At 73.4% G+C, this 26,836-nt stretch carries 20 protein-coding genes and 2 pseudogenes; 5 read left to right on the top strand and 17 right to left on the bottom strand.

Translation table 11 applies throughout. The features are described 5' to 3' along the window. Window positions 1-155 precede the first annotated feature (155 nt). Both Acit_RS00415 and Acit_RS00410 read right to left on the bottom strand, forming a co-directional pair. On the bottom strand, window positions 156-713 hold the full coding sequence (locus tag Acit_RS00415; RefSeq protein WP_248104970.1) for a 2'-5' RNA ligase family protein: 558 nt from the start codon (window positions 711-713) through the stop codon (window positions 156-158). 38 nt (window positions 714-751) lie between these two features. Further along, entirely contained in the window at window positions 752-1,930 is a 1,179-nt protein-coding gene (locus Acit_RS00410) for a hypothetical protein (protein ID WP_248104969.1), read from the bottom strand. Between the two features lie 194 nt (window positions 1,931-2,124). On the opposite strand from Acit_RS00410, the gene Acit_RS00405 reads away from it, so the two are divergent. Continuing rightward, on the top strand, window positions 2,125-2,670 hold the full coding sequence (locus Acit_RS00405) for an O-acetyl-ADP-ribose deacetylase (RefSeq protein ID WP_376745987.1): 546 nt from the start codon (window positions 2,125-2,127) through the stop codon (window positions 2,668-2,670). An 18-nt stretch (window positions 2,671-2,688) separates the two neighbouring features. Here the strand turns inward: Acit_RS00405 and Acit_RS00400 are convergent. From Acit_RS00400 to Acit_RS00360, 9 genes and pseudogenes are all read right to left on the bottom strand, one after another. Next, window positions 2,689-3,990 (bottom strand): annotated as a pseudogene (locus Acit_RS00400) (aldehyde dehydrogenase family protein); the annotation flags it as partial. A 114-nt stretch (window positions 3,991-4,104) separates the two neighbouring features. After that, window positions 4,105-5,751, bottom strand: coding sequence for an acetolactate synthase large subunit (locus Acit_RS00395; protein ID WP_248104968.1), 1,647 nt, complete (start codon window positions 5,749-5,751; stop codon window positions 4,105-4,107). A 42-nt stretch (window positions 5,752-5,793) separates the two neighbouring features. Further along, the gene (locus tag Acit_RS00390; RefSeq protein ID WP_248104967.1) at window positions 5,794-5,940 is read right to left on the bottom strand and encodes a hypothetical protein; all 147 of its coding nucleotides are present in this window, start codon (window positions 5,938-5,940) and stop codon (window positions 5,794-5,796) included. A gap of 306 nt (window positions 5,941-6,246) precedes the next feature. After that, window positions 6,247-7,836, bottom strand: coding sequence for an IS607 family element RNA-guided endonuclease TnpB (tnpB, locus tag Acit_RS00385; RefSeq protein WP_248104966.1), 1,590 nt, complete (start codon window positions 7,834-7,836; stop codon window positions 6,247-6,249). An 8-nt stretch (window positions 7,837-7,844) separates the two neighbouring features. Next, window positions 7,845-8,426 carry an IS607 family transposase gene (locus Acit_RS00380; protein ID WP_248104965.1) on the bottom strand — a complete coding sequence of 194 codons (582 nt, stop codon included), beginning with the start codon at window positions 8,424-8,426 and terminating at the stop codon, window positions 7,845-7,847. Window positions 8,427-8,541: 115 nt separating this feature from the next. Further along, window positions 8,542-9,807 carry a competence/damage-inducible protein A gene (locus tag Acit_RS00375; protein WP_248104964.1) on the bottom strand — a complete coding sequence of 422 codons (1,266 nt, stop codon included), beginning with the start codon at window positions 9,805-9,807 and terminating at the stop codon, window positions 8,542-8,544. Next, complete coding sequence (locus tag Acit_RS00370) at window positions 9,804-10,421, bottom strand: CDP-alcohol phosphatidyltransferase family protein (protein ID WP_248104963.1); 618 nt, start codon at window positions 10,419-10,421, stop codon at window positions 9,804-9,806. The genes Acit_RS00375 and Acit_RS00370 overlap by 4 nt, the downstream gene beginning before the upstream one ends. Next, entirely contained in the window at window positions 10,418-11,752 is a 1,335-nt protein-coding gene (gene rimO / locus Acit_RS00365) for a 30S ribosomal protein S12 methylthiotransferase RimO (protein ID WP_248104962.1), read from the bottom strand. Before rimO ends, Acit_RS00370 begins: the two co-directional genes overlap by 4 nt. A gap of 9 nt (window positions 11,753-11,761) precedes the next feature. Further along, complete coding sequence (locus tag Acit_RS00360; protein ID WP_248104961.1) at window positions 11,762-12,556, bottom strand: mycothiol-dependent nitroreductase Rv2466c family protein; 795 nt, start codon at window positions 12,554-12,556, stop codon at window positions 11,762-11,764. A 44-nt stretch (window positions 12,557-12,600) separates the two neighbouring features. Between Acit_RS00360 and Acit_RS12625 the strand changes: the two are divergent. Beyond that, window positions 12,601-14,277, top strand: a pseudogene (locus Acit_RS12625) (cellulase family glycosylhydrolase); the annotation flags it as partial. Window positions 14,278-14,453: 176 nt separating this feature from the next. Here Acit_RS12625 and Acit_RS13330 read toward each other — a convergent pair. Continuing rightward, window positions 14,454-16,427 (bottom strand): MFS transporter, encoded by a 1,974-nt coding sequence (locus Acit_RS13330; RefSeq protein WP_248104960.1) that lies wholly within the window; start codon window positions 16,425-16,427, stop codon window positions 14,454-14,456. Then, window positions 16,424-17,023 carry a MarR family winged helix-turn-helix transcriptional regulator gene (locus Acit_RS00345; RefSeq protein ID WP_248104959.1) on the bottom strand — a complete coding sequence of 200 codons (600 nt, stop codon included), beginning with the start codon at window positions 17,021-17,023 and terminating at the stop codon, window positions 16,424-16,426. The genes Acit_RS13330 and Acit_RS00345 overlap by 4 nt, the downstream gene beginning before the upstream one ends. A 207-nt stretch (window positions 17,024-17,230) precedes the next feature. Here Acit_RS00345 and fdhF point away from each other — a divergent pair, with 207 nt between their 5' ends. After that, window positions 17,231-20,263, top strand: a complete 3,033-nt coding sequence (fdhF, locus tag Acit_RS00340) for a formate dehydrogenase subunit alpha (protein ID WP_248104958.1) — start codon at window positions 17,231-17,233, stop codon at window positions 20,261-20,263. Next, window positions 20,263-20,784 carry a helical membrane plugin domain-containing protein gene (locus Acit_RS00335; protein WP_248104957.1) on the top strand — a complete coding sequence of 174 codons (522 nt, stop codon included), beginning with the start codon at window positions 20,263-20,265 and terminating at the stop codon, window positions 20,782-20,784. The genes fdhF and Acit_RS00335 overlap by 1 nt, the downstream gene beginning before the upstream one ends. Window positions 20,785-20,848: 64 nt before the next feature. On the opposite strand, the gene Acit_RS00330 is transcribed toward Acit_RS00335, so the two are convergent. Together Acit_RS00330 and Acit_RS00325 are read right to left on the bottom strand one after the other, a co-directional pair. Beyond that, complete coding sequence (locus Acit_RS00330; protein ID WP_248104956.1) at window positions 20,849-22,525, bottom strand: class I adenylate-forming enzyme family protein; 1,677 nt, start codon at window positions 22,523-22,525, stop codon at window positions 20,849-20,851. Between the two features lie 30 nt (window positions 22,526-22,555). Beyond that, window positions 22,556-23,509 (bottom strand): cyclase family protein, encoded by a 954-nt coding sequence (locus Acit_RS00325; protein ID WP_248104955.1) that lies wholly within the window; start codon window positions 23,507-23,509, stop codon window positions 22,556-22,558. Window positions 23,510-23,707: 198 nt separating this feature from the next. Here Acit_RS00325 and Acit_RS00320 point away from each other — a divergent pair, with 198 nt between their 5' ends. Next, window positions 23,708-24,655, top strand: a complete 948-nt coding sequence (locus Acit_RS00320) for a TetR-type transcription factor C-terminal domain-containing protein (RefSeq protein WP_248104954.1) — start codon at window positions 23,708-23,710, stop codon at window positions 24,653-24,655. Here Acit_RS00320 and ilvA read toward each other — a convergent pair. Further along, window positions 24,639-25,847 carry a threonine ammonia-lyase gene (ilvA, locus tag Acit_RS00315; RefSeq protein WP_248104953.1) on the bottom strand — a complete coding sequence of 403 codons (1,209 nt, stop codon included), beginning with the start codon at window positions 25,845-25,847 and terminating at the stop codon, window positions 24,639-24,641. The two genes, Acit_RS00320 and ilvA, sit on opposite strands and share 17 nt — an antisense overlap. Window positions 25,848-25,882: 35 nt before the next feature. Further along, window positions 25,883-26,824 carry a GGDEF domain-containing protein gene (locus Acit_RS00310; protein WP_248104952.1) on the bottom strand — a complete coding sequence of 314 codons (942 nt, stop codon included), beginning with the start codon at window positions 26,822-26,824 and terminating at the stop codon, window positions 25,883-25,885. Window positions 26,825-26,836: the final 12 nt, after the last annotated feature.

Below are 26,836 nucleotides of genomic sequence, written 5' to 3'. Positions count from 1 at the left end.
CTCCTCGTCCGGACCTTCCTGACCGCTCCGACGGGGCCGACCCTAGGCAGCGGCTGTGACACGGGGGTGGATCCTCGGGCTCCCCGGCCCACCCCAGCCTAGACCCGAACATCTGTTCACGCCACTCATGCTGGCCGTCCCAGCCCTGGTCCCGCTCACGCTCGGAGCGCCACCCGGTGCACCACCTCGTGTCGGGGCGGGCCGGCCCCCAGGGTCGAGACGACCAGGAGCAGCTCCTCGACCGCGAGCTCGGCGGTGCACGGCACCTCCCACCACGCGGACCCGCCCGCCCCCTGGGGCGACCGGTCGGGCACTGGCCTCCCCCGGGCCCGGCCCAGGGTCAGGTGGCCTCGGAACGGGAGGTCGCCCCCCTCGGGAACCCGCGCACCGGCCCTGAGCTGGTCCCGGACCCGGGCGGCCACAGGGTCGAGGCCGACCACCGGGACCTGGAGGACCCGACCGCCGGGAAGCCAGCCGCTCGCCGGACCGAGCCGAGCCACGACCGGCCCGCTCCCCGCCAGCCGGTCGAGGGCCGCCGACAGGGGAGCCAGCTCGGCAACCTCCCCGAGGAACTGGAGGGTGACGTGCCACTGCTCGGGTCGCACCCACCGGACCCGGCCCGCCTCGGGCGCCGAGCGCAATCGAGCCAGGGCCTCCTCGAGGGCCGCCCGGACGGCGGGATCGGCGTAGACAGCGACGAATACCCGGGGCACCCGACCATCCTCGCCGCATCGGGTCCTCGCCGGTGGGCTCAGCCGGCGTTCGTGGGGATCAGGAACGGCGGCGGCGAGAAGCCGCTGCCCGGGCTGTGGTACTCCAACATGCTGAACTCGAAGCCCGCACCGGTCAGGACAGGGTCGCTGAGCGTGACCGTCGCTGGGCTGGCGACGAAGGTCCCGTCGGCGCAGTCCGGCTGGCAGGTGTTGTGGAAGAACAGGCCGCTGCCCTGAGCTTCGGTCGCGGTCCAGGTGGACCAGTCCAGGTGGCCCAGGAAGGCGTTCCCGTCGCCGCAGGCCAAGACGATGGTGGCGGGCTCGATCGCTGGGCCCGACTCGGGAAAGTTGCACCGGTCGAGGACCGCGGGCAGCGCCGCCGGCGGCAGGGTGCGCCCGCTCGTGGCCAACCAGTAGCCTGCCCCGCCGGCACTGCTCGCCATGGCCACCACCGGCGTCCGCCGGGAGGGGGGTGCGGCCCCGAGGGACCCGAAGAATCGGGCGTCACCGAAGCTGAACACCCCGCCGTCGGCCCCCGCCAGCCAGTAGCCCTTGCCGTCGGGGGTGGGCACCATCGCCACGATGGGCGCGGCTAGGTGGACCCGGCCGAGGGAACCGAAAAAGGGAGCGTCCCCGAAGCTGTAGACGTCACCAGCGGCGGTGGCCTCCCAGTAGCCCTGGCCGTCGGGGGTCGCCACCAGGGCGACGACCGGCGAGCTCGGTCGGAGGGATCGAGGCAAGCCAGGGACCGAGCCGAAGAAGCGGGCGTCACCGAAGCTGAACACCCCGCCGTCGGCCCCCGCCAGCCAGTAGCCCTTGCCGTCGGGGGTAGGCTCGATGGCCACGACGGGTCCCCGCAGGCCGAAGCCGGGCACCTGCTGCATCGAGCCGTAGAAGCCGGCGTCGCCGAAGGCCCCGACGTCACCGACGCTGTCGACCAACCAGTAGCCCTGGCCGTCCGGGGTGGGGGCCATCGCCGTGAAGGGCGAGGGGCTCATCGGTGGCGGGAGGTTGCCCGCCGCCGGTCCCGAGCCGCCGACCGCCGCCGACCCGAAGAAGCGGGCGTCACCGAAGCTGAACACCCCGCCGTCGGCGCCGAGCAGCCAGTAGCCCTTGCCGTCGGGGGTCCGGGCCATGGCGACCACCGGCCCGACAAGGGTGGTCGGGTTCGGCCACCCGAGTGTCGGGCTCGCCCCGAATGCGACGACCGGGGTCACGCTGCTCGCCTGAGCTCCGCTGTCCCCCGCGCTGGCCAGGCCCACACCCAGGGCGCAGACGGCCAGGAAACCGCCGAGGGCCCGCCGCCAGGGGCGATTCGGCGTCCCGCCTCCCGATCCGCTGCGCATGCCCCACCCCTTGGCCTCGCCCGGGGCCCGTTCCACCTGGCCGTCCCCGAGCCTATCGTCGAAGGGTGGGCCGACCCACGATCGTGGTGGTGGAAGGGGACATCACCGTCCAGGCGGTCGACGCGGTGGTGAACGCGGCCAACGAGCACCTGGCCGGGGGCGGCGGGGTGGACGGCGCCATCCACCGGGCCGCGGGGGCCGCCGAGCTCCACGCGGCGTGCGCTGCGCTGGGGGGCTGCCCGCCGGGGGACGCCAAGGCCACCCCGGGTTTCCGCTTGCCGGCCCGCTGGATCATCCACACCGTCGGTCCCCGCTGGCGAGGCGGGGGCCGGGGGGAACGGGAGGTCCTGGCCTCCTGCTACCGGCGGTCCCTGGCCGTCGCCGAGGAGCTCGGCGCCCGTTCCATCGCCTTCCCGGCCATCGCCACCGGCGCCTACGGCTACCCCCCGGAGGAGGCCGCCGAGGTGGCGGTCGGCACTCTGCTCACCACCCCGAGCCGACTGGAGGAGATCCGCCTGGTGGCCTTCGACCGGGCCACCGCCGACCGGTACCGCCGGCTGCTCACTCGGTGGCCGCGCCCCCCGGAGGCGGCGGGCCAGCCGGGCCGTTGACCACGCGAGTTCCCGGCCGTAACCGGAGGACTTGATCCCGCCGAAGGGCAGCCGGGGGTCCGAGGCGGTCATGCCGTTCACCGCCGTGTGACCCGCCTGGATCCGGCCCGCCAGGGTCCGGGCCCGCTCGAGGTCCGAGGTCCAGAGGTTCGAGCCCAGGCCGTACTCGGTCTCGTTGGCCACGGCCAGGGCCGCCTCCGCGTCGGGCACCCGGACGACCGAGAGAGCCGGGCCGAAGACCTCCTCGACCCGCCCAGGGGACCCCGGGGGCACGTGGTCGAGGACGGTCGGCTCGTAGAACCAGCCCGGCCGGTCCAGGACCCGGCCACCGACGAGCAGCTGCGCACCGGCCGCCCGGGTCCCCTCGACCTGCCGGGCCAGGCCGTCGCGCAGGTCCCGGCGGGCCATGGGACCGACCGTGGTCTTCTCGTCCCGAGGGTCACCGACCACCAGCCGGCCGACCCCCTCCACCACCCGGCCCACCAGCTCGTCGGCCACCGACTCGACCACCACGGCCCGCTTGGCGGCGATGCAGCTCTGGCCGACGTTCTGGAAGCGGCTCCGGACCAGCCAGTCGGCCGCCGCAGCCAGGTCGGCGTCCTCGAGGACCACGAAGGCGTCCGAGCCGCCCAGTTCGAGGACCGACTTCTTCAGCACCGCCCCGGCCTGGGACGCCACGGCCCGGCCAGCCCGGGTGCTGCCGGTCAGGGTCACGGCTGCGACCCGGGGGTCGGCGATGATGCCGGCCACCCGCTCGACCTCGACCACGATCGGGGCCAGGAGCCCCGGGGGCAGGTCGGCGGCGGCCACCAGCTCCCCGAGGGCCAGCGAGCAGCCGGTGACGTTGTCGGCGTGCTTGAGCACCAGGACGTTGCCGGCGGCCATGGCCGAAGCCCCGGCCCGGATGACCTGCCAGTACGGGAAGTTCCAGGGCATGATCGCCAGCACGACCCCCAGGGGGTCGAAGCGCACGTAGCTCTCCAACGCCCCGGTGTCGACCGGCTCGGGGGCCAGGGCCGCCGGGGCCAGCTCGGCGGCGTACTCCAGGCCCCAGGCGCACTTGTCGACCTCCGCCCGAGACTCGGCAATCGGCTTGCCCATCTCGGCCGTGGCCAGCTGGGCCAGCTCCTCCCGCCGCTCCCGCATGGCCCGAGCGAGGCGCCGTAAGCCCTCGGCTCGCTCCTCGACCGGCAGCTGGCCCCAGCGCCGGGCGGTGGCGGCCGCCCGGTCCAAGACGGCGTCGAGCTCCTCCTCGGTGGCCGTCCGGTAGCTGGCCAGTTCCTCCCCGCTCGTGGGGTCGATGGTCCGTACCTCGCCCATGCCTCGGCCTTCCTCTCTTTCTTCTCGTCTCGTCCTCGTCGTGCCCGCCCGTTCGCCTCGAGCGCCCCTCGGGCCCCGCCACCAGCTGGCGGGTGCCGACCGGGGCCGGCGCGCTCAGGTAGCGGTCGTCGCCGCCCCGAGCTCCTCGGCCACCGCCACGTCCACCGAGTAGTCGACCGGCACCACCACCAGGCTCGGCACCGGCGCGGCCAGGGCCTGGCGGAGCCGCTCCCCGAGCTCCTCGGGACGCTCCACCCGCCAGGCGGCCAGACCGAACGCCTCGGCCAGCCGGACGAAGTCGGGGTTGGTGAACTCGGTGCCGAAGTGCCGCCCGAAGCGCCGCTCCTGCTTCCAGGTGATGGAGCCGAACTCCTGGTTCTCCCAGACCACGTTCACGAAGCTCGTGCCCAGGCGCTGGGCGGTCTCGAGCTCCTGGACGTTCATGAGGAACCCCCCGTCTCCGCTGACCGCCACGACGTGCGCGTCGGGCCGGACCAGCTTGGCGGCGATGGCCGCCGGCACGGCGAAGCCCATGCCGGCCAAGCCGTTGGCGATCAAGGTGGTCTGGGGCTCGAAGGCCGGGAAGACCCGCCCGATCCAGAGCTTGTGGAGGCCCACGTCCGAGACCAGCACGTCACTGTGCCGGAGCAGGTCCCGGATCTCCCCGAGAACCCGGGCCGGGTGCATGGGGAAGCGGTGGTCGTGCCGGGCCGAAGCCAGCAGGGCGGTGGTGACGTCCCGCAGCCGGGAGGACCCCCCAGGGCTCACCTGGCCCCGGCACTCCTCGGCCAGCCGCAGCAAGATGTGGTAGATGTCGCCGACCAGCTCGACTGCCGGGTCGTAGAACCGGTCGATCTCGGCCGGCACGCTGTCCACGCAGACGATCGTCTTGTCGGCCCGCGGGTTCCACTGCCGGGGGGCCTGCTCCACCAGGTCGTAGCCGACGGCCACCACCACGTCGGCCTCCTCGAACCCGGCCATGGTGTAGTCGCCGGCCTGCAGACCGGTCGCCCCGAGGGCGTAGACCGAGTCGGCGGGCACCAGGCCCTTGGCCATGAAGGTCTCGGCCACCGGGATGCCGGTCGCCCGGCAGAACTCCCGAAGGGCGGGGGCCGCCCCCGCCCGGACCACCCCGTTGCCGGCCAGGCAGACCACCCGGCGGCCCGAGCGGATGAGCTCGGCCGCCCGGACCAGCTCCCGGTCGGCGGGTTCGGGCCGCACCGGTGGCTTGCGGGCCATGGGGCCGAGGTCGGGGGGCACCTCGGCGGCCATGACGTCCTCGGGCAGCTCCAGGTGGGTCGCGCCGGGCTTTTCCTGCTCGGCCACGGCAAAGGCCTTGCGGACCGCCTCGGGCACGATGGCCGGGTCGGCGACCCGGGCGTTCCACTTCGTGACCGGCCGCATGAGGGAGACCACGTCGACGTACTGGTGGCTCTCCTTGTGCATGCGTTCCAGGTCGGCCTGGCCGGTCAGGACCACCAGGGGGGCCCGGTCCAGGTAGGCGTCGGCCACCGCCGTCACCAGGTTCGTGGCCCCTGGGCCCAAGGTGCCGAGGGCCACCCCGGCCCTGCCGGTCAACCGGCCCAGCACGTCGGCCACGTAGGCCCCGCCCTGCTCGTGACGGACCGGCACGAAGGTCACGCTCGAGCGGTCCAGGGCCTCGGAGAGGTCGAGGGTCTCCTCACCGGGGATGCCAAAGACCATCCGGACCCCTTCGGCCTCCAGGCACTCCACCAGGAGGTCTGCCGCTCGCCTGCCCATGGCGCTCCCTTCCTCGTGCCTCGTCCGCGTCCCCGGCGCCGCTCAGCTCCAGCTGGCCGGCTCGGCCTCGGCCTGCCTCCCCGAGGCCCCGAGCCGCTCCCGGGCCGCGGGTCCCATGGCCTCGGAGATCCGGGCCAGCTGGGCCGCCGCCCGAGCCCGGGCCTCTTGCAGCTCGGCCTCCGTGCGCAACAACCGCACCTTCGGCCGGTCCGACCCACCCGCTGGGCCGGGGACGCCGGCCTCGGCACTCGGCCCCCTCGGTTCGGGCTCCGTGGCCCTCAACTCCTCGGCGTCGCCGGACTCCTGGACCTCATCCGCGGGTCCCCGACGACCTCGACCGATGGCCGGCAGCAGGTCCCCGCTGGGGGTGGGCCGGCGCCAACGAGCGCGGCGGTGACGGGCGAAACGGGGCATGGAGGGGACCGTACCCGCTGCGGCCACCTCCGCGTGCGCTTTCGGCCACCGTTGCAACTGAGTGAACGTGAGTGAGCATCGTCAGTTGCACCTCTTTCGAGGTTCCTCGGCCCGCTTGGCGCGGGCTTTGGTTCTCGCCTCACCGGCCGCGGCCTCGGAAACCGGGGTCTTACGCTGCCTCGTCCGGCGACCGGTCCCCCGGTCGTCGGACCCGCCGCCTGTACCACCACGAGGTGGCCCGGGAACGAACGGGGCGCTGGCCCCAACTGGGCCAGGACTGGCGTGACCCGGCCAGTCGCGGAGGTTCAGCGCAGCGTTGCGGTCGCGATCTACGCTCCTGCCGCAGGCACGGCAGGTGAGGGTCTTTGCCAGCTTGGTAGAGCCGACGAGGACGCCGCCACAGCTGTGGTGGACCCTGGAGGAGGCAAAGAAGCGGTCGGCCACCACGACCCTCGTGCCGCCGTCCTCGGCCTTGTAGGCGAGGACGGGTCGGAACGCCCCGAGGGCGGCATCACCGACCGCCCGCCGGAAGGCTCTCCTGCCCATGCTGCGCCGCATCGCTGCGAGGTCGAGGTCCTCGATGTGGACCTCGTGGTAGTGGTCCACCAAGAAACGCGTGCACTGGTGGACGTGCTCGCGACGCAGGTGAACCGCCCGTCGGTCCAGCCGGGCGAGCTTGGCTCTCGCCGCCCGGTGGCCCCTCGAGCCCGGGATGCGTCGCGACATCTGCCTGGCGACCCTGCGCCGCTCGACGAGCGTTGCCCGAAGGGGCGCAGGGTTCGGGAACTCGGTGACCAAACCGTCGCTGTCCGCGACCGTGGCGTAGGTCCGAAGCCCGAGGTCGACACCGGCCCGATCCCGCTTCCCCACCCCTAGTGGTGGCGTCCTGGCCACGATCCGCGTCCGCACGGCGTAAGAGATGGACACGAACAGCCGTCCCCACCGCTCGGAGAGGGTCATCGAGAGCAGCCAGGCGTTCCCCTTGGCCACGTGGCGTTCCAGGCGGCGGGTGTTCTCCTTCGACCGCAGGCTTCCGATCACCGGAAGCGTGATGTGCCTGCGGTCGGGCTCCAGGCGCAGGGCACCGGTCGTGAAGCGCACACGGTTTCGCGTCCGGTGCTTGGACTCGAAGCGGGGGAACCCCACGCGCCGGCCCTTGCGCCTCCCTTCCTTCGACGCCTTCCAGTTCGAGAGTGCGACGACCAGGTCCGCGATCCCCGAGGCGTAGGCCTCCTTGGAGTTCTCGGCCCACCAAGGGGCGACCTCGTGCTTCACCTGGTTCCAGCGCTTGCGAAGCGCTGCGAGCGTCCAGGGGACCATGACGTGGCCCGGGTCCTTGGCTTTCGCCTCGAGGTTGGCCTTGACGGTCGCGAGCGCCCAGTTCCTGGCGAAGCGCCTCGCTCCGAAGTGGGACCTGATCTTGCGAGCCTGCCCAGGCTCCCTCGGCCACTCGACCTCGAATGTCGCTCCTCGTAGCACCCAGCCGGAGGGAACCGGAGTGCCGTCGTCGGTGGCGAGCTGGAACAGCACCGTCACCGCCTCGACCGCGGCCCGGTGGGACTCGAAGTCCCCGTCCAGCCTCACCCGGTTCGTGGGCTTGCCCTCCTCGGTTGTGAGGAGCTGCCCACCGGTCGCCTGCGCCACCGTCTGTGCCTGGCGCGTCGTGGACATCCGGACGATCACCCTGCCACCTCCCCGCAGGCGAGCTCTACAGCCCGCCTGGCCCGGTTCGCGGCCGACCGTCGTCCATACAGCCGCGCACAGAGCGACGTGAGCAGCTCCGTGGCGTCCCTCACGAGGTCGTCGTCTGTCTCCGAAGGATCCACGACCACGAGTGTTCGTCCCTGAGCTGCCAAGGCAGCCTCCACCTCCTCGGCCCCGAAGCGACAGAACCGGTCCCGGTGCTCGACGAGGATCGTCGTGACCTCCGGGTCTCGGAGAAGACCGAGGAACTTGCGGCGATGCCCATTGAGCGCTGAACCGACCTCCGTCACCACCTGGTCGACCGCATAACCGTGCGCGGTCGCGAAGGCCACGACCCGGGCCACCTGCCGGTCGAGGTCGGCCTTCTGGTCCGACGACGAGACACGCGCGTAGACCGCCGTCTGCTTCGTCGTCGGACGGTTGGCCTCCATGAGGTCCCCGACCAGGATGAGCTTGCCCATCTTCCGAGCAGGCACCGGCAGCTTGCCCTCGCGAAACCACCGGTAGGCCGTCTGCGGGTGGATACCTTGGCGAAGTGCCCACTCACGAAGATTCACTATCACTCAGCATAGCGTGATAACGGGTCAACTGTTGGGACCCCCCGTCCGGGTCGGGCCCCCTCCCGATTGGTCCCCTGGATCGGGCCCTCCGGGTCGGGCCGGGCAGAGCTCGTCAGGCCGAGGAGCCGACCCGGTCCTGACGGAGCCGCCGGCGCAGGTAGTCGAGGGCCGAGATGACGCTGAGCTGCCGCACCCGGTCCCGGTCCCCCGGGAGCCGCAGGCGGGTGGCGCTGGTCTGGCCGTCGGGCAGGGCCAGACCGACGAAGACGGTGCCCGGCGGCTGGTCCTCGGCCCCCTCGGGCCCGGCCACCCCGGTCAGGGCCAGACCGACGTCCGCCCCGAGGGCCCGCCGGGCCCCGACCGCCATGGCCTCGGCCGCCTCGGGGCTCACCACGGGTCCGGGGGGCACCCCAAGGAGGCGGACCTTGGTCTCGGTGGCGTAGGTCACCAGGCTGCCCCGGAACCACTGGCTCGCCCCGGGCACGGCCACCAGTCGGGCAGCCACCAGACCGCCAGTGACCGACTCGGCCAGGCCCAGGCTGAGCCCCCGGCGACGCAGCTCCTCGGCCACGGCCTGCTCCATGGTGCACTCGTCGAGGCCGAAGACCGCGTCGCCGAGCAGGTCCCGGAGGGCCGCCTCCTCCTGGTCCAGGAGGGCCAGGGCCTCCTCGTCGCTCGCCGCTTTTGCCGTCACCCGCACCTTGATGCCCTCGATCCCACTGGCCTGGAAGGCGATCGTCGGGTTGCCGGCAGCGTCGAGGGCCTCGATGCGAGGGGCCACCCGCTCGGCGAGGGCCGACTCGCTGATCCCCCAGGTCCGCAGCACCCGGGACCGGATCACCCCGTGGAACCCCTCGGCCGCCAGGCGCTCCCGCAGGTCCGGGACGACGGCCCGCTCGAACATCTCCTGGAGCTCGTAGGGCACCCCGGGCAGGGCGTAGACCACCTTCAGCCCCACTGGGCAGATCAGGCCCGGGGCGGTCCCCAGACGCTGCTCGATGACCCGGGCCCCCTCGGGCACCATGGCCTGGCGCCGGTTCGACTCGGGCAGGGCACGGCCCCTCGCCGCGAAGATCGCCTCGATCCGGGCCCAGACCTCGGGGTCGAAGCGCAGCTCGGCCCCCATGACCTCGGCGATGGCCTCCCGGGTGATGTCGTCGTGGGTCGGGCCCAGTCCCCCGGTCACCACCACCCCGTCGCCCCGGGCCAAGGCAGTGCGCAGGGCCAGCACGATGCGGCCCTGGTTGTCCCCCACGACCTGCTGGAAGTGGGAGTCGACCCCGACGAGGGCCAGCTGCTCCCCCAACCAGGCCCCGTTCGTGTTGGCGATCTGGCCCAGGAGCAGTTCGGTGCCGACCGCCAGGACCTCGACCCTCACGGTTCGGCCGGCCCCGGCCGGCGCCGCCCGTCGAGGGCGTACTGGACGCCGGTCACCACCGTCAACAGGGCAGCCAGCCAGAGCAAGGCGTCGAGCAGCCCCCGCTGGCCGGCCAGGGGCGGCACCAGGCAGAGCCCCCCGGCTGCGGCCTGGACCAGGGTCTTCACCTTGGCCGAGGGCCGAGCGGGGATGGAGACCCCCTGGCGGGCCCGCCGGAACCGGTAGCCGCTCATCCAGAGCTCCCGGGCGCCGATGACCGCCACCGGAGCCCAGCTCACCTCGCCCCGGGCGGCGCAGGCAGCCAGGACCCCGAGCACCCCGACCTTGTCGGCCAGGGGATCGATGAACGCCCCGGCTCGGGTCGGGCCCTGGCGACGAGCCAGCCAGCCGTCCAGGAGGTCCGAGCCGGCGACCGCCAAGGCCAAGCCGAAGACCGTCCAGCTGGGCCCCGACGCTGCCACGAGACCCACCACCACCGGTGCCAGGACCAGGCGGGCCGCGGTCACGGCGTTCGCCGGGGTGGCCACCGCCGTCGGGCCGAACCCCCCGGGTCGGGGGTCCCTGCCCCCCTCGGCCGCCAACTGCACCCGGCCCCCTGCGGGCGTCGAGCTCACCGCCCTGCCCTCGTGGCGTCCGGGCCGTCGGCCAAAGGCACGGCGAAGAGCTCGGGGCCGGCAGCGCCGGTCACCACCACCGGCACCAGCTGGCCGACGGGCAGCTCAGGGGGGACCCGGATCACCCCGTCGATCTCGGGCGCCTCCCGGTAGCTGCGGGCCTGGCCGGGCTGGTCGACCAGGACCTCGAGGACCCGGCCGACCTGGCGGCGCTGGCGGTCCTCGGTGATCTCGGCCTGCAGGGCCGACAGCTCGCCGAGCCGTTCGGCCACCAGCGCCTCGGGCACCGGGTCGGGCAGCGACGCCGCGTAGGTCCCCTCCTCCTTCGAGAAGGGGAAGAAGCCCGCCCAGTCCAGCTGCGCCTCCTCCAAGAAGGCCAACAAGGCGTCGTGGTCCTCCTCGGTCTCCCCCGGGTACCCGACCACGAAGGAGGACCGCACGGCCGCCTCGGGGGCCAGGGCACGGATCCGGTCCAAGAGGGCCAGGAACTGCCGGGCCCCGCCGGGCCGCCGCATGGTCCGCAGCAGCCGAGCCGAGGCGTGCTGCAGGGAGAGGTCGAAGTAGGGCAGGCCGCTGCCGACCACGGCGTCGATCAGGGCCTGGTCCACTGACGAGGGGTAGAGGTACAGCAGCCGGACCCGGGGCACCAGCGCGGCCAGGGCCTCGACCAGGCCGACCAGGGGCCGGGGCCCCGCGGCCAGCCGGCCCGACCCGGCCGGGCCCCGCCGGTCCAGCCCGTAGGAGGCCAGGTCCTGGGCGACGAGCACGACCTCGCGCACCGCCGGCCCCAGCGACTCGAGCTCCGCCAGGAGCGCCTCGGGCGATCGGGAGCGCTGAGGGCCCCGGAAGCTCGGGATGGCGCAGAAGCCGCAGCGCCGGTCGCACCCCTCGGCGACCTTCAGGTAGGCCCACGGACCCGCAGCCGGTGGCCGGGGCAGCTCCAGGAGGTCCATCCGGGGGGTCGAGGCCACCGCCAGGCGCCGACGGGGCCGCGGACCCTCGAGGACCACCTGGGGCGCCACCCCGAAGCCGCCGACCAGGTCGACCTCGGGCAGGGCCCGGGCTAGTTCTGCCCCGGCCCGCTCGGCAAGGCAGCCGGTCACCACCAGCTTGCCGCCCGGTCGCCGCCGCTCGCACAGGGCCAAGATCGCCTCGATCGACTCGGCCCGGGCCGCCTCGACGAAGGCGCAGGTGTTCACCACCAGGAGGTCGGCGTCCTCCGGCCGCCCAGCCGCCTCCAGGCCGTCGGCCCGCAGGGCGCCCGCCAGCTTCTCCGAGTCGACCTGGTTCTTCGGGCACCCCAGGGTCTCGAGCCAGTAGCGGCGGGCCACCGGCCCAATCTACCGGGCGCCGTCCTGGACCTCGGGGCTCGACGGGCTGGGACCCGACGGGCCGGGACCCGACGGGCTGGGACCCGACGGGCTGGGGAGGGTCACCACGCGGCCACGGTCGATCGACACCCAGTCCCGGGCCCGGAGGTACGGCTGGAGGCGTTCGAGGACCCGGGCCTGGTCGGCGGCCGTCATGGGGCGCTTCAGCTCGAAGACCCCGGGGAACCGCAGCATGGCGAGCACCAGCTCCCAGAGGGCCAGGGCGGCTCGCCCCTCGGGCGGGTCCACGAGCACCGGCCCGAAGAGGCACTGGCCGTCGGGGAACCGGAGGGTCGGCACGCCGAAGCCCCCGGCGGCCTCCAGGGCCCGATGGTCCGCCAGGACCTCCTCGCTGGTCCACTCGGCCCCGAGGGCCTCGTCCACCAGGCCGGGGTCGAGGCCCAGCTCCGCGAGCAACGCCCGGGCCTCGGCCGGCTGGTGGGGCTTGCGGCCCTCCTCGTGGAGGGCCCGTCCCACCCGCTCGTACCACCGGTCCAGCAGCTCGGGGTCACGGCGGCGCAGCAGGGCACCGACCCGGAGCTGGGACCACCCCCAAGCCCAGGGCCGTTCCCAGGGGTGGGGCTGGTCCTCCCGCCGGTTGACCTCCTCGAGGCTGAAGAACCGCCAGGTGACCGCCAAGCCGGTCTCGGCCCGGAGCGCCCGGAGCCAACGGGACGTCTGGTAGGCGAAGGGGCAGAGGACGTCCACGAAGCACTCCACCGCCCCGCTCTCCCCACCGCGGTCCTGGTGGCCGCCAGCTGTCACCACACCGTCACCCTACTGTCACCGGCCGCCGTCATACTGGCTCCGTGGGCTGGCTGCGTCGGCGGGGGGCGCCCTCTCGGGCAGAACGAGGGGCGGGGCGGCGCTTCGGGCGGCGGGCCCTGGCGGTGCTCCTCGGCGGCCTCCTCGTGCTCCTCGGCGGGGAGCTGGCAGGCCGGCCTCGGGCCGGGGCGGCCACCGGGACCGTGACCCCGCCGACCCCTCTGCCCTCCCTGGCCTCCCCGGTCGAGCCGCTCCCACCGGCCGTCGGGGCCGACGGCCTCGCGGGCTGGCTCTCGGCCCCCGGCGGCCCCTACTTGGAGGACGCCTTCGGCCGGGTGGTCTTCCTCCACGGCGTCAACGCCGTCTACAAGCGCCCGCCCTTCGAGCTGGAGGTCACCCCCGGACAGCCCTTCAGCTTCACGGCAGCCGACGCCTCGCTCATCGCGCGCCTGGGCTTCGACGTGGTCCGCCTCGGCATCTCCTGGGCCGGCCTCGAACCCGGGACGGCGCCGGCGAACGACCCGGCCATCTGCCGCCACGGGCCCCCCGGGGACCCCCACCAGCTCAACCAGGCCGTCCTCGACGCCTACCTGGCAAGGGTCGCCCAGGTGGTCCAGCTCCTCGGCCAGTACCACGTCTACACCCTCCTGGACATGCACCAGGACGTCTACAGCCCCCTCTTCCACGGGGACGGCGCGCCGAACTGGGCGGTGTGCACCGACGGGCTGGCCCCTTCCGACCCCCCGGGACGCTGGTCGGAGAACTACGCCACCCCGGCCGCCGATGCCGCCTACGCCAACTTCTGGACCAACGACGTGGTCGGCGACCTCCAGGGCCAGTTCGACGAGGTCTGGGCGGAGGTGGCCCGGTACTTCGCCGACGACCCCTGGGTGGTGGGCTACGACCCCTTCAACGAGCCCTTCTCCCGGAGTCTCGTCCAGGTCGGGCAGCGGACCGTGGCCGACCAGCTGGCCTGCTTCTACCTCGGCCGAGCAGACCTCCGCGCCCTGGGCAGCGAGGCGGCCGTGATCCACTGTCCGCCCCAGGACCCGGCGGTGGGGGTCATCCCCCGGATCCTGGCGGCCGCCCCCCACCAGCTGGTCTTCTACGAGCCCGACATCTTCGGCCTGGCGGGCCAGCCGAACGAGGTGGGCCCCATGGACCTGCCCCGGCTGGTCTACAACGTCCACGTCTACTGCCCGCAGCGCAGCCCGGTGACCGGCAACCCGACGGACCTGGCGGCCTGCGCGGCCACCGAGCGGCGGGTCCTCGCGCTCCGGCTCGACCAGCGGGCCGGGCTCGGCACGGCGACCCAGCCCGGGGGGCCCCCGCTGTTCGTCTCGGAGTTCGGGGCGACCTCCAGCGTGCCCCTCCTGCAGGCCCTGACGGCCGACCTGGACCGGGACCTGGTCGGCTGGGCCTACTGGTCCTGGCGCTACTACCGCGACCCGACCGGCAGCACCGCCGAGGGCCTGCTCCGGCACGACGGCACCCTGAAGCCCACCGCACGGGTCCTGGCCGAGACCTACCCCCAGGCGGTGGCCGGCTGGCCCCTCGAGATCCGCGACGACCCGGCCACCGGGAGCTTCGAGCTCCGCTACGTGCCGAACCCGGCGGTGCACGCCCCCACGGTCCTCTACGTCTCCCCCTACGCCGAGGACGGCGGCCGGGCCTGCCCGGTCGCCGATGGCGGCCGCGTCGCGGCCGCACCCCAACCCGACCACCTGCTGGTCTGGAACGATCCGGGGGCCCGCCTCGTCGAGGTCGAGCTCTCCCCTGCCCTCTGCCCGCCTTCGGCCCCGGACGCTGGCGCCACGACGAACGCCGCCGGCCGGTCCCACGAGGGGAGCGAGCCGGCGGCGTCGGGGATCGGCGCGGGGGCCGCTGAGGTGGCGGCTCAGCCGGGCAGCGGCCCCGAGGTGCCCGGGAAGCCGTGGCTTCGGGGCTGCGGGTCGGTCCCGGGCCGGACCTCGCTGGTCGGCAGGCCGACGCTCGGCGTCCAGGCCCTCCTCTGGTGCCCAGCCGTCGAGCCCGCCTCCGGGCCGGCCAAGCGCACCTCGGCCGCCTGAAGGCTCCCGCCACCGAGCTCGCTTCCCGCCCCGCTGGCTGCGCCGGCCAGGGCAGCTGCGGGCTGGGGCTCGGCCGTCCCCGCCTGGCCCTGGCCGCCGCTGGCGTCCTGGCCGTAGACGTACTTGCCGCCCCGCAGGAGCGAGCTCAGGGCGGCCAGGGCGCAGGCGATGGCCCCGAAGGTGAAGGCGATGGTCAGGCCGTCACCGAAGGGCTTGGCCAGCAGGGTCGGGAAGAACGCCCGCCCGGTCACCACGGCGGCGGAGTGGGCCGGCAGGTGGGCCAGCACCGAGGAGCCCAGGAGCTGCTGCATCGGGTTGTACCCGAGCAAGGAGGCGAAGAGGCTGGTGATGGGGGGCAGGTGGGACACCCCGGCAGCCACCTGGGCCGGGACGTGCTGGGCCACCAACCCGTGTTCCAGGCTGCCGGGCAGGGCGCTCGTGATCCCCGAGATCATGAGGGTGAAGAAGATGCCCATCGAGAGCACCATGGCGGCGTTCTGGAACACCCCTGACATGCCAGCCCCCGCCCCCCGCTGGTCCGGCGGCAGGCTGTTCATGACCGCTGCCCGGTTCGGCGAGGCGAACAGGCCCATGGCCAGGCCGTTGGCCAGCATCAAGACGGCGAAGACCGGGTAGGGGAAGTTGATGGGCAGGAACAGGAAGCCCACGAAGGTCAAGGCGGCGGCCGCCATGCCGGCCGTGGCGAAGGGCCGGGCCCCGTAGCGGTCCGAGAGGATCCCCGAGACCGGGCCGGCCACCAGGAACCCGAAGGTCATCGGCAGCATGTAGATCCCGGCCCACAGTGGGGTCTGGCTGAAGCTGTAGCCGTGGAGGGGCAGCCAGATCCCCTGGAGCCACATGACGAAGAGGAACATCAGGCCGCCCCGGCCGATGGCCGCCAGGAGCGAGGCCACGTTGCCGAAGAGGAAGGCCCGGATCCGAAAGAGGCTCAGCCGGAACATCGGTTGGGCCACCTTCGACTCCACCACGGCGAACACCACCAGGAGGGCGACCCCGGCGGAGAGCTCGGCCAGGACCTTCGGGCTCGTCCAGCCCATGGCGCTGTGGCCCGAGGGCTCGATGCCGTAGGTGATCCCGATGAGCACGAGCGTCAGGCCCACGGCGAAGAGGGCGTTGCCCCACCAGTCGATCTTCGCCGGGGTCCGCACCCCGTTGTCCTCCAGCTTCAGGAAGGCCCAGACCGTCCCGAAGAGACCCACGGGGGCCGAGACGATGAAGACCAGCCGCCAGTCCACCGGGGCCAGCACCCCGCCGACCACCAGGCCGATGAAAGCCCCGGCGATGCCGGCGATGTTGTTGATGCCGAGCGCCAGGCCACGTTCGTTCTCCGGGAAGGCGTCGGTCAAGATGGCCGCCGAGTTGGCGAACAAGAACGACCCGCCGACCCCTTGCCCGATCCGCATGCCCACGATGAACGCGCCCGCCGCCGGGCCGTGCAGCCAGTTCACCGACAACAGGATCGAGAAGAGGGTGAAGACGGCGAAGCCCAGGTTGTACATGCGGACCCGGCCGTAGATGTCCCCGATCCGCCCCAGGGTCACCACCAGCACGGCGGTCACCAACATGAAGCCCAGGAGGATCCACAGCAGGTAGAAGGAGTTCGAGGGCACCAGCGGGTTCAGCTTGATCCCTCGAAAGATGGCCGGGAGGGCGATGATGAGGATCGACTCGTTGATCGCCACCAGCAAGACGCCCAGGGTGGTGTTCGACAGGGCGATCCACTTGTAGGCCGCACTGCGCTCCCGGCGTCTCGGTGCCGCCGCAGTTCCGTTGCCGCTCACGGCTCCTCCTTCCCGTCCACGCCCGGCCTCTCGTTCGCCCGTCCGGCGCCGCCCCGCCCCCGCTGGTGGTCGGCCAGCTCGGATCGGGCCACCAGCCGCCGGAGGATGCCAACCAGCTCCTCGAGGTCGGCCGTCTCGAGCACCGAGAGGGCCCGGGCCATCTGCCGCCGCTTCACCTCGGCGAAGGCCTCGACCATCCCCTTGGCCTGCCCGCTCATCTGCAGCCGGACCACTCGCCGGTCCTGGGGGTCCGAGCAGCGCTCCACCAGGCCCCGGCCCACCAGGCGGTCACACAGGGCCGTCCCGGCGGACTCCGAGATGTCCAGCTCCTCGCAGAGCTCGCCCATGGTCACGCTGCCCCGGGTCAGCACCAGCAGGGCCTCGAGTTGATGGACCGTCAAGGGCCCCCACAGGGCCCGCTGGGCCCGGTCGAGCTTCACCTCGAAGAGCCGCCGGAGGGCGGGGTGCAGCTCGGTCAGCTCGGCCACCAGCTGGTCCCGCCGGGCCGCCTCGGCGGTGCCGCCGGCCGGGACGCCGCTGGTCGCCGCCCGGTCCACCCCCTGCTCCCTCGTTGCCACGCCCTCTCGTTTCGTCACATAAGAAGTATATCTCATGAACTATTTGGCTCGCGCGCCACACTCGGGGTCAGACTGGCCGGGGCCGGACCCCCGGCACCGGCCGGCCCCTGCGATGGCCCTCGCCGGGGAGTACCGTGCGAAACGACAGGTCCTGCGACTGAAGACGCCAGGCCGGCGAGCAGCGCGGGCGTCTTCGGCCAGGCCAGGCGCCAGGGAGGTACAGCCATGGCAGGCGAGAGCGGATCGACGCTGGAAGAGCGCAGCAGTGCGGTCGACGGGTCGCCGGTCCAGCTGGAGCTCGACGGCGAGGCGGTGACGGCGCCCGGCGGTGCCACCCTGCTGGACCTCTTGACCCGCGACGGCCGCTTCTTCCCCCACCTCTGCAAGCACCCCGACCTCGACTCGCCCCAGACCTGCGACACCTGCCTGGTCGAGGTGGACGGCGAGCTGGTCCGGGCCTGCGCCACCCCGGTCCGCCCGGGGACCCGGGTGGCGAGCCGCAGCCTGCGGGCCAAGGCGGCCCGGGAGGAGGCCATGCAGCGGATCCTCGAGCACCACGAGCTCTACTGCACGGTCTGCGACAACTCGAACGGCGACTGCGACCTGCACGAGACCTTCTCGGCCATGGGGATCGACACCCAGCGCTACCCCCACCGGCCGAGCGGCCACGCCGTGGACGACTCCCACCCCTTCTATCGCTACGACCCCGACCAGTGCATCCTCTGCGGCCGCTGCGTCGAGGCCTGCCAGGACCTGGAGGTGAACGAGACCCTCTCCATCGACTGGTCCCTTCCCCGGCCCCGGGTGGTCTGGGACGGCGGGGTGCCCGCGGGCCACTCCAGCTGCGTGGGCTGCGGCCACTGCGTGACGGTCTGCCCGTGCAACGCCTTGATGGAAAAGTCCATGCTGGGCCGGGCCGGCCTGCTCACGGGGCTCGACTCCTCGGTGCTGCGGCCCATGATCGACCTGACCAAGGACCTCGAGCCGGGCCTCGGCCTGCGCTCCATCCTGGCGGTCTCCGAAGCCGAGTCGGCCCTGCGGCCCAGCCTGGTGAAGCGAACCAAGACGGTCTGCACCTACTGCGGGGTGGGCTGCTCCTTCGAGGTCTGGACCCGCGGACGGGAGATCCTTCGGGTCCAGCCCCGACCCGAAGCGCCGGCGAACCAGATCTCGACCTGCGTGAAGGGCAAGTTCGGCTGGGACTTCGTGAACCACCCCGACCGGCTCCGCCGTCCCCTGGTGCGCCGGGGCGACCGCTTCGAGGAGGTCGACTGGCCGCAGGCCCTCGCCGCGGTCGCCGAGGGCCTGCGGCGGGTCCGCGAGCAGCACGGGCCCGACGCCCTCGGCTTCATCGCCTCCTCGAAGTGCACGAACGAGGAGGCCTACCTGGTCCAGAAGCTGGCCCGGGCGGTCATCGGCACGAACAACGTCGACAACTGCTCCCGCTACTGCCAGAGCCCCGCCACCATGGGCCTCTCCCGGACCGTCGGCTACGGGGGCGACGCCGGCTCCATCCGGGACATCGAGCAGGCCGAGGTGGTCCTCATCGTCGGCTCCAACACCGCGGAGAGCCACCCGGTCATCGCCACCCGGGTCAAGCGGGCCCAGAAGCTCCGGGGCCAGAAGGTCATCGTGGCCGACCTGCGCCGCCACGAGATGGCCGAGCGGGCCGACATCTTCCTCCGTCCCCGCCCCTCGACCGACCTGGCCTGGGTGCTGGCCGTCACCCGCCACATCCTCGAGCGCGGCCTGGCCGACGAGCGCTTCGTCGAGGAGCGGGTCGAGGGCCTCGAGGCCCTGCGGGCCTCCCTCGAGCCCTACACCCTGGCCTTCGCCGAGCAGACCACCGGGATCCCGGCGGCCACCTTGGCCGAGGTGGCCGAGACCATCGGCCGGGCGAAGAGCGTCTGCTGCCTGTGGGCCATGGGGGTGACCCAGCACCACAGCGGCTCGGACCTCTCCACGGCCCTCTCCAACCTGCTGCTCCTCACCGGCAACTACGGCCGGCCCGGCACCGGCGCCTACCCCCTGCGGGGCCACAACAACGTCCAGGGGGCCTCGGACTTCGGGGCCATGCCCGACAAGCTGCCCGGCTACCAGCCGGTGCAGGACGACGAGGCCCGGGGCCGCTACGAGGCGGCCTGGGGGGTGCGGATCCCGGCCGAGCCGGGCCTGGACAACCACCAGATGGTGGAGGCCATCCACCAGGGCCGCCTCCGGGCCCTCTACCTGGTCGGCGAGGAGATGGGCCTGGTCGACACCAACGCCCTCGACGTCCAGGCGGCCTTCGAGCAGCTCGAGTTCCTCGTCGTCCAGGACGTCTTCTTCTCCAATACCGCCCGCTTCGCCGACGTGGTCCTCCCCGCCGCTCCCTCCTTGGAGAAGGAGGGGACCTTCACGAACACCGAGCGCCGCATCCAGCGCCTCTACCAGGCCCTTGAGCCCCTCGGGGAGGCCTGGCCGGACTGGCGGATCGTCCAGGGGGTGGCCCAGGCCCTCGGGGCCGACTGGCACTACGAGCACCCCGGGGAGGTCATGGCCGAGGCTGCCGCCCTCACCCCCCTGTTCGCCGGGGTCAGCTACGAGCGCCTCGCCGGCTTCGGCTCCCTGCAGTGGCCCGTGGCCCCCGACGGCCAGGACAGTCCGCTGCTCTACATCGAGCGCTTCCCCTTCGAGGGCGGCAAGGCCCACTTCCACCCCGTCAGCTTCGCCCCGCCCTCCGAGGAGGCCGACGGGGACTTCGAGCTGCACGTGAACAACGGCCGGCTCCTCGAGCACTTCCACGAGGGCAACCTCACCGCCCGTTCGGCCGGCATCGCCGAGCTGACCCCCTCGGTCTTCGTCGAGGTCTCCCCCGAGCTGGCCGCCGAGCGGGGCATCAGCGACGGGGCCCTCCTCCGGCTCCGCTCCCGGCGGGGGGCGGTGGAGGTCCGGGCGATCGTCACCGACCGGGTCCGGGGCAGCGAGGTCTACCTGCCCATGAACGCTCGGCGCACCGACCAGGCGGTCAACGTCCTCACCTCGTCCCACACCGACCCGGCCACCCACACCCCGGCCTACAAGGAGCTGGCCGCCAGCCTGGAGGTCCTCGAGCCGAGCGGCCCCACCCCCCTGCCCCGCCGGAACTTCCGCTACGGCCGCCGCACCCCCCAGCTCGGGGTCCGGGTCGAGGAGAAGTGGCGCCGGGCCGACTACCGCCTGCCCCCCGACCGCCGGCCGGAGCCCGCAGCGCCGGCCCCGAGCAACGGAGCCCGCTGATGGCCGCACCTCTCGAGGCCCCCGAGCGTCCCCGCCAGGACCCCTTGGTGCCAGACCCCGAGGCGGCCCTACGCCGACTCGCCCTGGCCCTCGAGCGCCGCGGCGTCCTCGACGCCCTCGTGGCCCTCGTCGAGGACGGCGACCACGGGGCCGGCCGCCTGCTCGGTCGGGCCGACCGGCCCGAGGTCCACGAGCGCCTCGCCGCCTGGTCCCGGGTCCTCCGGGCGCTGGCCGAACTCGACCCGACCCCCCTGGCCCGGGCGCTTGCGGCCCTCGGCGGGGCGCCGACCGGATCAGCCCGCCCCGGGTCCACCGGGCCCAGTCAGGCCAGGCCGACCAGCAACGGCCACGCCCCCGGGGTCGGACGGGCCCCCGGGGTCGGCCTGGCCCAGCCGCTCCGGCCCGGCCGGGCCCTCCTGCGGCGCCTGACCCAGCCCGAGGTCTGGCGGGGCCTCGGCGTGGCCCTCGACCTCCTCGCCGCCCTCGGCGGCGCCGGCCGCCTCCCCGGCGCCGAGGACTGAACCGCGGGATACCTGGGGATGCCGATCCGGGTCCGAGCCTCGGGCCGGCCCGACCGGCTTTCGCTCAGCCGGCCCCTTCCTTGGCCCGCTCCCGGAGCTCCCGGCGGAGGATCTTGCCGGTCACCGTCTTCGGCAGCTCGTCGAGGAACTCGATGGAGCGGGGGTACTTGTAGGCCGCCATCTGCGCCTTGGCGAACTCGATGAGCTCGGCCTCGGTGACGCTCGCCCCTGGCTTCACGGACACGTAGGCCTTCACCGTCTCGCCCCGGTAGGGGTCGGGGACACCGACCACCGCCACCTCCTTCACCGCCGGGTGGCCGTAGAGCACGTCCTCGACCTCCCGGGGCCAGACCTTGTAGCCGGCGGCGTTGATCATGTCCTTCTTGCGGTCCACGATGTAGAACCAGCCCTGCTCGTCCATGAAGCCCACATCCCCGGTCCGCAGCTCGCCGCCGGGCAGGGACTCGGCGGTCGCCTCGGGCTTGTTCCAGTACCCCGCGACCACCTGGGGACCCGAGGTGGCCAGCTCCCCGACCTCGCCCACCGGGGCCTCCGAGCCGTCCTCGGCCAGGATGCGGACCACCGTGTTGAAGGTCGGCACCCCGACCGAGAGGGCCCCCGAGGTGGGGTCCACCGGGGCCCGGCTGCCCAGGGGCACGGCGTGGGAGGGGCTGTTCGTCTCGGTCAGGCCGTAGATGTTGTGGATGTAGAGGCCGGTCTTCGCCTCGAACTGCTCGGTGACCGCCGGGGCGATCGGCGCACCACCGGAGTACACCGCCCGGAAGCTGCCCCAGTCCTCCCGGGTGCTGCCCTCCACCCCCGAGAGGCTGATGAAGACGGTGATGGACCCCACGGTGAAGGTCGGCCGGTGCTCCCGGATGGCGTCCATGACGACGTTCGGCTCGAAGCGATGCGCCAGGACCAGGGGGCAGCCCACGAGGAGCGCCACCCCGATGTGCCCGATGAGGCCCGTGATGTGGAACAGCGGTGCCACCCCCAAGATGACGTCGTCGGCACGAAGCCCGATCCAGTCGCGGTAGGTCTGGGCGTTGAAGGCCACGTTGCCGTGGCTGCTCATCGCCCCCTTGGGGTTGCCGGTCGTCCCCGAGGTGTAGGTCAACATGGCCAGCTCGTCCGCCCTCGGCAGCGGCCGGCCCGGGTCCGCCCCGGCGTGCTCCTCGACCAGGGCCACCAGGTCCACCGGCCCTTCGAGCCGGCGCCGGATCGGCTCGGGGAAGAGCCGGGGGTCGTTGCGCGCTTGGTCGTCCAGGGCCGAGCACGTCACGACCGTCCGCACCGCGGTCTCCTCCTTGGCCAGGACGTCGGCGGCCACCGCCTCGTAGAGCTCGTCCAGGCAGAGCAGCGCGCTCGCCCCCGAGTCCTGCAGGAGGTAGGTCAGCTCCCGGTGCTTGTTCATCGGGTTGACCATCACGGCGCTCCCCCCGGCCCGCCAGGCGGCCAGCAGCCCGACGACGAACGCCGGGTTGTTCTGCAGGTAGAGGGCCAGGCGGTCCCCGGGGGCGAAACCCCGGGCCACCAGGCCGGCGGCCAGGGCCCGGGAACGGCGGTCGAGCTCCTCGTAGGTCAGGGTCCCGTCGAAGTAGCGGATCGCCGGCGCCGTCGGGTTCCGCTGCACCGAGGCCTCGAACGCGGCCAGCAGCGAGTCGTGCTCCGGGGTGATGTCGCTCGGGGTGCCCGGCCGGTAGCGGGCGAGCCAGGGACGGCTGGCGTAGATCGACATGGGCGGCACCTCCTCACAGGCGACCGGCGGTCACTTGATGGCCACCGGGTTCACCGGGGCGCCCGTCGCCTCGTGGACCTTGAGCGGCGCCGCCACGTACAGGAAGTCGTACTGCCGGTCCGCGGCGCACGACGCCGCCAGCTTCTCCAGGTCGCAGATCTCGGTGAAGGCCACCCCGAGGTTCCGCATCAAGGCGTTGTGCAGCACCAGGGCCACCCCGCTTGCGGGGTCGGTCGTGACCTCGTTGGCGATGGTGTCGGTCACCAGGTTCGGGATCTCCATCTCCTGGAACCAGCGGACCAGCTCCGGGCTGTAGACCAGGCCGGGCTCGCAGAACCCCTCGTAGAACGCCGGGCCCTGCTCGAAGAACAGCCGCAGGAAGTTCGTCCGGATCACGAGGATGTCGTGCCGCTCGATCCGCACCCCCTGGTGCTCGGCGCAGGCCAGCAGGTCCTCGTGGGTGAAGGTCTCGCCCTTGTCCAGGTTCTCCTTGCCCCGGAACCGGGCCATGTCCAACAGGACCCCCCGGCCGACCACTCCCCGCTCGGCGATCGGCTCCACCGAGGCCTTCTTCATGCCTCCCACCGTCGTCCGGGCGTCGTAGCCGTTCCAGATCTTCCCGTTGTACCAGACGTGCCCCAGGGCGTCGTACTGGGTCGAACCCTGCAGGAAGGCCTCGATCTTGTCGTCGGCGTAGTGCAGGCCGCCCGGGAAGCTCGGGGCGTCGGGCTTGTCCCAGGTGGACTCGTCCAGCAGCATGGTCCGCACCGCCGGTGTCCGCCCCGGCCAGACCGGGTCGCCCTTGGGGTCGCCGATGAGCCGCTGGAGGGTGAAGACCTCGCCCTGGCGCACGCTGCGCACCCCTCGGAGGACCTCTTCCTTCGTGAGGTAGTTCAGGGAGCCCAGCTCGTCGTCGGGCCCCCAGCGCCCCCAGTTCGTCGGGGCGTCCTTCAAGAGCTCCGTCAAGGCGGGAGCGTCTGCCATGTCCCCTCCCCTCCTGCCGAGTGACCGATCGCTCGATCGGCTCAGCCGCATGGTACGGCGCGGCCCAGCGGTCGTCAATGCCCCCCAAGAGCCCATTTTTGTCAACGATGGCAGGCTCTGTCACCGGGCTGGCAGCTCGCGACAGCCTCGGGCTCGGCCTCGCCTCGGTCCCCAGGTGTTTTTGTAAACTAAACATCCATGGAGGGGAGCCAGGCCAGCAGTCGGGGCAGTCGGGCCCTGGCGGTCCGCCGGCACCGCCTGGCCCAGGGGCTGAGCCTTCGGGAACTGGCCCGGCGGGTCGGGGTCAGCCCGGCCACCATGAGCGCCATCGAACGGGGCCGAACCGGCTTGAGCGTGGAACGGCTGCTCGCGGTGGCCGAGGCCCTGGGCGTGCCGGCCAGCGCCTTCCTCGCCCCCACCGAGCAGGTCGGGGTGCCCTCGGTCGAACCGGTCCCGGCGCTACCGCCCGACGGGGCGGTCCCGGCAGCGCGCCAGGTCACCGACCTCGGCGGGGCGCCGCCTCACGACTGGCGGTCCTACCCGCCCCTGCCCATGGACGACGTCCTGGCCGCCGCGGCCCGGGCGTTCGTCGCCACCGGCTACCACGGGGCCAGCATGCGGACCGTCGCGCAGCTGGCCGGCATGAGCGTCCCCGGCCTCTACCACCACTACCCGAGCAAGCAGGACCTCTTGGTCCGGATCCTCGAGCTCACCATGGCCGACTTGCACTGGCGGCTCGAGGCGGCGAGCGCCGAGGGGCGGACCCCGGAGGAGCGGCTCCAACTGGTGGTCGAGGCCCTGGCCCTCTTCCACGTGCGGCGTCGGGACCTGGCGTTCATCGGGGCCAGCGAGATGCGCAGCCTCGAGCCCCGGGCGCGCCGGCGGATCGCCGGGCTGCGCCGGGACGTCCAGCACCGCCTGGACGAGCACATCGAGGCGGTCCTCGGGACCCGGGGGCGACCCATGGGGTTGGAAGCCCGGCTGCTCGGCCGGGCCGTCGCGACCATGTGCACCGCCTTGGCCCAGTGGTTCCGGGACGACGGGCCGGCCAGCGCCGAGGTGGTGGCCTCCTGCTACGGCCAGTGGGCCCTGGCCATGCTCGGAGCTCTGCCCGGCACCGGTCGACCCGTCAGGGGGTCGGGCTGACCTCCTGGGGGGAGAAGCCGGCGGCCTGCAGCGAGGCGAGGACCGCCCGGGCGTGCTCGGGGCCCCGGGTCTCGAGGGTCAAGAGGACCTCCACCTGGTCGACCGGCAGGGCCAGGCCGGCCCGGTGGTGCTCGACCGACAAGACGTTGACCCGCAGCTGCGCCAGCTCCGCGGTGAGGGCGGCCAGCCCTCCTGGCCGGTCGGTGACCCGGACCCGCACCACCAGGTAGCGGCCGGCCGCCGAGAGCCCGTGGTCGACCAGCTTGCTGAGCACCAAGGGGTCCACGTTGCCCCCCGAGAGCACCACGCACGCCGGTCCGGCTCCTGGCACCTTGCCGGCCAGCAGGGCAGCCAGGCCGACCGCGCCCGAGGGCTCGACCACCTGCTTGGTCCGTTCCAGCAGGAGCAGGAGCGCCTCGGCGATCTCCTCCTCCTCGACGGTCACCACCTCGGCCACGTAGCGCCGCACCAGCTCCAAGGTGAGGGTGGAGGGACCCTTCACGGCGATGCCGTCGGCCACCGTGGCCACCTGGTCCAGCTGGACCGGCCGACCGGCGGCCAGGGAGGCCACGAGCGAGGGAGCCCCGGCCGCTTGCACCCCGACCACGGTGGTCGTGGGCGACCGGGACGCCAGGGCCGCCGCCGTCCCCCCGAGGAGCCCGCCGCCGCCCGCAGGCACCAGGACCACCTCGGCCTCGGCCGCCTCCTCGGCAAGCTCCAGGCCGACCGTGCCCTGACCGGCCACCACCGCAGGGTGGTCGAACGGCGGGATGAACACCAGGCCCTGCTCCTCGGCCAGGGCCTGGGCCAGGGCGATGGCGTCCTCCAGGGAATCCCCGTGGAGGCGGACCTCGGCCCCGTAGGCCTGGGTTGCCGCCACCTTCGGCAGCGCCGCGCTCTCTGGCATGACGATCAGCGCCGGAAGGCCCACCCGCGCAGCGGCGTACGCCACGCCCTGGGCGTGGTTGCCAGCCGAGGCCGCGGCCACCCCCGTCGTCGTCGGGGGCAGCTGGGCGATCCGGTTGTAGGCCCCCCGGACCTTGAACGACCCTGTCCGCTGCCGGTGCTCGGGCTTCAAGAGGACCGGTCGACCGCAGCGACGCGCCAGGGACTCGCTGGCGAAGACCGGCGTGGGCCGCAGCACCCCGCGCAGTCGGGTCCGGGCCGCGTCGATGTCCTCCACCGGGAGCACTGGCGCAGGCTACCTGGCGGGCCGGGCCGCACCCCTCAGGCGTCGGCCCCCGGGACCTCCACCACCACCCACCCGAGGCCCTGGCGCTTCGCCCGGTACATGGCCCGGTCGGCCTCGACCAGCAGCCGCTCGACGTCCCCCCGGCCCGAGGGGCACCAGACCCCGCCGACGCTCGCGCCGACGCTCGGCCCGACCACCGTCCCCTTGCCTTCCCGCAAGGCGACCCGCACCCTGGCGACCCGACCGGCCAGCCGCTCGACGTCGTCCTTCGAGCCCGCGGCCGCACAGAGCAGGAACTCGTCGCCGCCGTAGCGCCCGACCAGGCCGCCCAGGACCAGCCCCTCGAAGCGCTGGGCCACCTCGACCAGGACCCGGTCCCCGCAGCCGTGCCCCAGGGTGTCGTTCACCTCCTTGAAGCCGTCCAGGTCGCAGAGCAGCACGCCGAAGCCGGCGACGGGATCGGGCGGCTCGACGAGCCAGCCGGCCAGCGCCTCGAGCACCCCCCGCCGGTTCAGCAAGCGGGTCAGGGGGTCGTGCGTGGCCTCCCACTGCAACCGTTCGGCCCGCTTGGCCCGACCGGTCACGTCGCTCCCCACCAGGCAGGCCACCGGCCCGTCGCCCCCGTCGATGAGGGTGCCCCGCACTTCGACCACCACCGTCCCCCCGTCCAGCCGGTTCAGGGCCACCTCGGCTGCGCCCTCGACCCAGCCCTGACGGAAGAGGTCCATCTGGCGTCGCAGGGAGTAGGCCCGGTCCGAGGGGGCCACGAGGTCCACGGTGTCCCGCCCCAGGAGGTCCTCCGGCCGATCGGCCCCGAACAGCTCAGCGGCTGCTCGATTCGCCCAGAGGACGATGCCGGCCCGATGGAACAGCACCGGGCAGGGCAGCGACGTCAGGGCACGCGCCAGAACGTCAGGTGACAGCGTGGTCCTCGAGCCCGCCAGCGGGCTGCCCGGGAGACCGCTGGATCCGCTCATGGGCCGCTCCCT

This window comes from Aciditerrimonas ferrireducens, from assembly GCF_023130475.1.
GTDB lineage: Bacteria > Actinomycetota > Acidimicrobiia > Acidimicrobiales > UBA8190 > Aciditerrimonas > Aciditerrimonas ferrireducens.
This window is presented reverse-complemented; position numbering and strand designations above follow the sequence as displayed.